At 44.8% G+C, this 7,063-nt stretch carries 7 protein-coding genes; all 7 read left to right on the top strand.

The window, feature by feature from the left end:
• A partial coding sequence (locus G632_RS21815; protein ID WP_155828908.1) for a zinc ribbon domain-containing protein occupies positions 1–185 on the top strand: 185 nt, incomplete at its 5' end.
• 184 nt (positions 186–369) lie between these two features.
• Positions 370–1,299 carry an alpha-1,2-fucosyltransferase gene (locus G632_RS0115490; protein WP_022770361.1) on the top strand — a complete coding sequence of 310 codons (930 nt, stop codon included), beginning with the start codon at positions 370–372 and terminating at the stop codon, positions 1,297–1,299.
• A gap of 5 nt (positions 1,300–1,304) precedes the next feature.
• Complete coding sequence (locus G632_RS0115485; RefSeq protein WP_022770359.1) at positions 1,305–2,831, top strand: lipopolysaccharide biosynthesis protein; 1,527 nt, start codon at positions 1,305–1,307, stop codon at positions 2,829–2,831.
• Positions 2,832–2,840: 9 nt separating this feature from the next.
• Positions 2,841–3,929, top strand: a complete 1,089-nt coding sequence (locus tag G632_RS0115480; protein WP_022770358.1) for a glycoside hydrolase family 88 protein — start codon at positions 2,841–2,843, stop codon at positions 3,927–3,929.
• 129 nt (positions 3,930–4,058) lie between these two features.
• Positions 4,059–4,316, top strand: coding sequence for a hypothetical protein (locus G632_RS20400; RefSeq protein WP_022770357.1), 258 nt, complete (start codon positions 4,059–4,061; stop codon positions 4,314–4,316).
• Positions 4,317–5,021: 705 nt separating this feature from the next.
• The gene (rbr, locus tag G632_RS0115470) at positions 5,022–5,579 is read left to right on the top strand and encodes a rubrerythrin (protein WP_022770355.1); all 558 of its coding nucleotides are present in this window, start codon (positions 5,022–5,024) and stop codon (positions 5,577–5,579) included.
• Between the two features lie 227 nt (positions 5,580–5,806).
• Positions 5,807–7,030, top strand: a complete 1,224-nt coding sequence (locus tag G632_RS0115465; RefSeq protein ID WP_022770354.1) for a 6-phosphofructokinase — start codon at positions 5,807–5,809, stop codon at positions 7,028–7,030.
• Positions 7,031–7,063: the final 33 nt, after the last annotated feature.

The raw sequence follows: 7,063 nt of genomic DNA, 5'->3' as shown, positions 1-7,063 counted from the left end.
AAGTACCAAGGTTCTATGCTTCAACACAGACCTGTCATATATGTGGACACAAGGAGCCGAAAACCAAAGCCCTTAGTATCCGCAAATGGACATGTCCTGAGTGCAAGGCTATGCATGACCGAGACGTAAATGCTGCGATAAATATCCTGAGTAAAGGGAAAACCTTGCTGCCTTCAGTAGCATAAACGAAATAAAGGTACCGTAGGGACTACGGGAACCAAACGCCTGTGGACACCGTGGGGAAAACTCACCAGGATATTTCTGTGTGAGATAATAACCCGGGTGGCTGAAGCAGGAATCCACTTCCGTCATAGACGGTGGTGGTAGTTCAATATGGGAAATAAGTAATATATATTTGGGGGAGATAATATGCTGATTATTCAGATCGCCGGGGGGCTCGGAAACCAGATGCAGCAGTATGCTGTTTACACCAAGCTTCGCGAAATGGGGAAAGATGTAAAACTGGACTTGTCCTGGTTTGACCCGCAGGTTCAGAAGAATATGCTGGCGCCAAGGGAGTTTGAGCTTCCGATATTTGGAGGCACGGACTATGAGGAATGCAGCGCTTATGAGAGGGATGCTCTTCTTAAGCAAGGCGCATTTGCAGCTATTGCAGGTAAGGTGCTCAAAAAGCTGGGTCTTAGAGACGAGGCCAATCCAAAGGTCTTTTCCGAAAAAGAGATGTACCATCCGGAAGTGTTTGAGCTGGAGGATAAGTACATAAAGGGCTATTTTGCCTGCCAGAAATATTACGGGGACATCATGGACAAGCTCCAGGAGAAGTTCATCTTCCCTGAGCATTCAGACCCGGACCTTCATGCAAGGAATATGGCATTGGTCGAGCGCATGGAGAGAGAGCCTTCTGTCAGTGTTCACATCAGAAGGGGAGATTATCTGGATCCATCTAATGTTGAGATACTTGGTAACATCGCCACTGAACAATATTATCAAGGAGCCATGGATTATTTTACGGTAAAAGAGCCTGATACACATTTTTATATTTTCACCAGCGACCACGAGTACGCTCGCGAGAAGTTCTCTGATGAGAGCAAATATACAATCGTTGACTGGAACAACGGCAAGAACAGTGTTCAAGACCTGATGCTCATGAGTCACTGCAAGGGCAATATCTGTGCGAATTCCACTTTCAGCTTCTGGGGAGCAAGGCTCAACAAGAGACCTGACAAGACGGTGATACGCACCTATAAAATGAGAAACAACCAGCCGGTAAATCCTCAGATCATGCATGATTACTGGAAGGGCTGGATATTAATGGACGAAAAAGGAAGTATCATCTAAGTTATATGGGAAGAGTTAAGTCGGCAACAAGAAATATCGCCTTCGGGTATGTGGGACAGATCGCAACGGCGCTGATGTCGTTTATTTTGCGAACTGTCTTTATCATGCACTTAAATGAGGATCTTCTTGGAATCAACTCAACTTATGGAAATATTCTGTCACTCCTCAACATGGCGGAGCTGGGAATCGGAACAGCGCTGAATTTCAGCCTCTACGGACCTGTTGCCAGAGGAGAGAAAGAGAAGATCAAGTCATATATGCAGCTCTATCGCAAGGCGTACTTTATTATCGCCTGCGTTGTTGCTGCTGTCGGACTTTTACTAACCCCGTTCCTTCAGTACTTCAAGTTGAGGTCACCTGAGAATACCTCGGTCAGGGAACTGACAATCTACTATCTGATCTTCCTGTTTAATACAGTCAGCAGCTATTTTGTGGCGTACAAATACAGCCTCATAAATGCTGAGCAGAAGAACTATATTCAGACCAATATTCTTACAATAACAAAGGTTATCGTTGTATTCCTTCAGATAATAGTTGTTATTGTAACAAAGAACTTCCTGCTCTACCTCCTTACAGATGCTGTGGTTCAGCTGATCCAGAAGATCTTTGTCTCAAAGTTTTTGGATAAGATGTATCCGTTCCTTAAGGAGAAGAATGTTGAGAAGCTCTCCAAGGAAGAGAGCGATGAGGTCTGGAAAAAGACTAAGGCCCTGGTCTTCCACAAGGTGGGAGATGTGGCGAGACTTCAGACTGATGCACTTATCATTTCGACATTTGTGGAAGTTGCCATGGCGGGTGTTGTTGATAACTACAACATGGTCATCAGCACAGTTTCGAACTTCGTAAATATAATTTTCAATTCGGTTATCTCAAGCTTTGGAAATCTCATTGCAACTGAATCGAGGGAGAAGCAGTTTTCCATGTTTAAGGTCTACAGGTTTTTTGCATCCTGGATTTATGGATTCTCCTGCGTGGGATTTATGGTTCTTTTAACACCGCTTATAAGGATCTGGCTTGGAGATCACTGGATCCTCACGTCAGCAGCTGTTTACTGCATCCTGATCGACTATTATTTCAAGGGCGACAGGATTGTTCTTAGTAACTACAAGACTGCAGCCGGAGTCTTTGAGCCTGATAAGTATCTGGCGCTGATCCAGGGAGTTGTAAACCTTGTGATCTCGATTGTGCTGGTTCAGACACCTCTTGGAATTACCGGTATTTACATTGGAACCATTGTTTCGGGACTTATTGCAAATGTCACTAAGCCGATTATCATCTACAGGGAGTGCTTTGATATGAAGGCCGGAAGCTACTTTGTTGATACCGCGAAGTACCTGGCTAGCCTCGTGTTTGTGCTGGTGGTTTCACAGCTTATCAGCGTTAATGTTCTTGCAAACCTGAATATCCTTACATTTATACTGATGGCGATCATCATCACCGTTTTGTTCAACGGCTTTTACTTTGTTCTGTACGGAAGAAGCGAGGAGTTTAAGTATCTCACAGGTAAGGTTCGTGAGAAGCTTGGCAGATGAGGGAGATAAATGACTGAGAGGGAAAAACAGATCATAAACGAGTCCATAGCAGAGCTTGAGACCATAATGGAGGTCTCTCTTGGGCAGATGGCAAAGGACCTGGTAAAGAGTGCTCTTGGAAGAAGTGTTCGCACCAAGGATCCCATGTTCTGGCCTGCTGGAATGCTTTTGCTGGGCCTTGCGGAAGCCAGAAAAAGAGCTGTGCCGGATGGCGAAGAAGGACTTGTCGGTAAGATTGACGAGGCGTTTCTTGGGCATATCAGGCTCTGGAAAGAAAAATACGATAAGAAGATTTCTTATATAGATGATGCTCTCGCAGGTGTTGCTTTTATCAGGCTCTATGAGCAGCTTGAGGAAGGAAGGCTCAGAACTGAGTGCAGAAGCATTGCGGACGGGATTTATAAGTATCTGCTTGGCGCTGCCAGAGACGGCGAGGAGACGATTGTCTATAACTCTGACAGGAGTGCTTGTAATGTCTTTGCTGACGGTATCGGGCAGACATCAATGTTTCTGTCTGCCTATGCAAAGGCTTTCGGCGTGGATGATGCGAGAAAGCTGGCTAAGCTCCAGCTTAAGAACTTTTTAAAGCACGGAATGGACGAGCGGAGCGGACTTCCGTATCATGGCTATGCTCTATTGGACGACGGAGCAATCTGCGAAAAGAGAGGGATTCTGTCCTGGGGTAGAGCTGCCGGATGGCTTATCATGGGACTTTCCGAGTATGTAAAGGGGTCCGAGAGCAGACTGGAGAATCAGGGAAGTACACTGGTTCAATGGTATAGGGAGCTGTCGAAAGCTCTTTTAACCTATCAGAAACCAGGGGGCGGCTACGGATGGCAGGTACAGGCCGTTGATGGGCATCTGGATACATCGGCTACGGGCATGATAGTGTATGGATTATTGAATGGCGCCGGGGCTGAGGGGGATGACGTGGAGGCGTCACTACAAGCTCTTTTGACAAATGCTGATGGCGGAAAGGTCACGAGTGCCCTTAGTTCCTGCGATGACTTTGGCGTTCACTACCAGAATTACGGCGCATATCCCTGGGGACAAGGCGCTGCGCTGGCAGCACTTTCTTTGGGAAATATTGAGGAATAAAAGGGATATTTGGGGCGCTTCCAACTCTTGTCAAAAAAGTAGTAATGTGATACATTATATGTAGTAATAAAAACTACATGTAAGTTAGTCGATAACTACTTGATTGATAAAGGTTTTTGGAGGAGCACTATGAATTCTAAGGAATTGAAAGCTTATTTTGAGGAACATCTTGTACCAAGTAAGCTCTACAAGATCGGTGGATCACACAAGAACAGAATCTGCCTCGATAAGACAGAAAACGGATGGGCAGTATATTTCCAGGATCAGAAGGAGAAGATCGGAGTCCTGAACTTCGTCGATGAGGCTTCAGCCTGCAACCGTATGAAGGACGAGCTCAGAAAGCTCATGGAACAGCTCTATGGACTGACCTGGGCCGGAGCAAGGTAATGCCGGTGCCTGAGCAGATAAGACCGGTGCCTGAGCCTTGGCTTGTAACCATTTGATTTGCATATTTCTAACAACAGAATAGACCGTTACGGAGACGCCTGATAAATGATAAATCCCTCACTCGCAGACGTCTCTTTTTTATTGTGAGTCACCGGGGACGTTTCAGTTTGACTCAAAATGAGACACTGGGGACGTTTCAGTTTGACTCATTGCATACAATGAGTCGCGTGGACCTTTTTTGACTCAAAATTAACATCACTATGCGGAAGGTATCAAAAATTTACTGTCTAAAACTGCTTTTATACATGGGACAGTTATCTATAAAGTTTTTTCAGTGAGACACTACTGTCTCTGGAAGAAATCTTTTTGCAGACAGTAGCAAAAACGGAAAGATATTGGGATAGACTACTGTCCTGCAAGAATAATGACCACGGGACAGTTAAAATGTTTGTATATTTTGCTGATAGAGTGCGGGAAATGGCTGAAAAGCACAGAAAAGTAACTGTCTCAGAAGAGAAATGTCATAAGGACAGTAGCCTTTCGCTAAAAGGAACAAGTTGCACTACTGTCCCAAATAAAAAATAAGATGAGGACAGTAGTATTATGATACATAGTAGTAATTATGATATATCTTTTTCATGGGAGAATATGGTAGAATGATTCTATGGCAACGTAAATGCGTTTCTCGCATAGAAAGGGGATTTTATGGCTAATCTTGAGACAAGAACTAATGAACTTAAGGGAACTGAGACTGAGAAGAATTTGATGGCAGCTTTTGCGGGGGAATCTGAGGCTCGCAACAAGTATACTTACTTTGCTTCAAAGGCTAAGAAGGACGGCTATGTACAGATTGGACAGATCTTCGAGGCTACAGCAGCTAATGAGAAGGAGCATGCTAAGCTTTGGTACAAGATCCTTTCCGGCATTGGTACAACAGTTGATAACCTCAATGCAGCAGCTGACGGAGAGGCTTACGAGTGGAAAGAGATGTATCCTTCATTTGCCAAGAAGGCAAGAGAAGAGGGATTTGATGACATCGCTGATCTCTTCGAGCAGGTAGCAGCTATTGAGAAAGAGCATGAGGAGAGATACAGAAAGCTCCTTAAGAATATCGAGGACGGAATCGTATTCTCTGCTGACGGTGATACAATCTGGGAGTGCTCAAACTGCGGACATATCGTAGTTGGACCTAAGGCTCCGGAGGTTTGCCCTGTATGCAATCACCCTCAGGCTTACTTCATGAAGAAGGCTCAGAACTACTAATTTGATATGAATAGATAATAGAAAAGAGCTGTCGCACCGATATGGTGTGGCAGCTTTTTTGATGTTTTTTGAAATCCGGACCGCTTTGGGATGAGAACACAAATAGTTCAAAAAACACCATTTTTATTTAAATGTAAGCTCTTACATGAGAATATATTTAACGTTATCATTTTATTATAAAGCAATTAACTATATATCAAGTGAACAATCAAATGGAGGGACGGGTAATGAAGAATACAATAGTCGGACAGTCCGGCGGACCGACGTCAGTCATCAATTCCAGTCTTGCAGGGGTTTTTGAGGCGGCAAAGAGTCGCGGATCTGAGCATGTTTACGGCATGTGCAACGGTATACAGGGATTTCTGGAAGATAGATATGTTGACCTGGTGGAGATCTTCACAAAGCCGATAGACATAGAGCTTTTGAAGCGCACTCCATCAAGTTATCTTGGCAGCTGCAGGTACAAGCTTCCCGATATTAATGATGATGGGGCAAAAGAGCTTTATGAGAAAATTTTCGCTAAGCTCGATTCCATGAATATTGGATATTTCTTTTACATAGGTGGTAATGACAGCATGGATACCATCAACAAACTTGCTGCTTACGGCGCAGGAAAGGGAAGTGATATACGCTTCATTGGCGTTCCCAAAACTATTGATAACGACCTTACAGTAACCGACCATACTCCCGGCTATGGTTCCGCGGCCAAGTATATCGGAGTTGTGATGAAAGAGATCATCAGGGATGCTACTGTTTACGGCACTAAGTATGTGACTGTAGTTGAAATAATGGGAAGAAATGCCGGATGGCTCACAGCCGCTGCTGCACTTGCCAAGGGCTGGGACTGCGAGGGCGTTGATATGATCTGCCTTCCCGAAGTTCCCTTTAATGTGGAGAGATTTGTTGAAAAGGTCAGAAAGATGCAGGAGAAAAAGAGCAGCATCGTGATCGCAGTTTCAGAAGGTGTTAAGCTTGAAGACGGACGCTATGTTTGTGAGCTTTCAGATGACGTTCATGCTGTTGATGCTTTCGGACACAAGAGCCTGACGGGTACAGCGCGATTCCTGGCAAACACTATTGCCAAGCAGCTTGATACCAAGACCCGCTGCATAGAGTTGTCCACACTTCAAAGATGCGCTGGTCACCTTACCAGCAGAACAGATATCACCGAGGCATATCAGGTAGGCGGAGCAGCTGTGAAGGCCGCTTTCGAAGGCTGTACCGGCGAAATGGTGGCACTAAAGCGAATTTCCAACGCACCATACCAGTGCACCACAGAACTTCATCCTATTTCAGAGATTGCAAACCTCGAGAAAAAGGTTCCGCTTGAATGGATCAGCGAGGACCACACTCAGATGAAGCAGGAGTTTATTGATTACGCATATCCTCTTATTCAGGCAGAACTGACACCGATGTTTGTAGGTGGTCTGCCACAGCATATTTCCCTTTAATGACATGAAAAAGGCTGTCACACTAGTTCTTAG

Source organism: Butyrivibrio sp. NC2007, assembly GCF_000421405.1.
GTDB lineage: Bacteria > Bacillota > Clostridia > Lachnospirales > Lachnospiraceae > Butyrivibrio.
The sequence above is the reverse complement of the archived record's forward strand: the minus strand, read 5'-3'. Positions and strand labels throughout refer to the sequence as shown.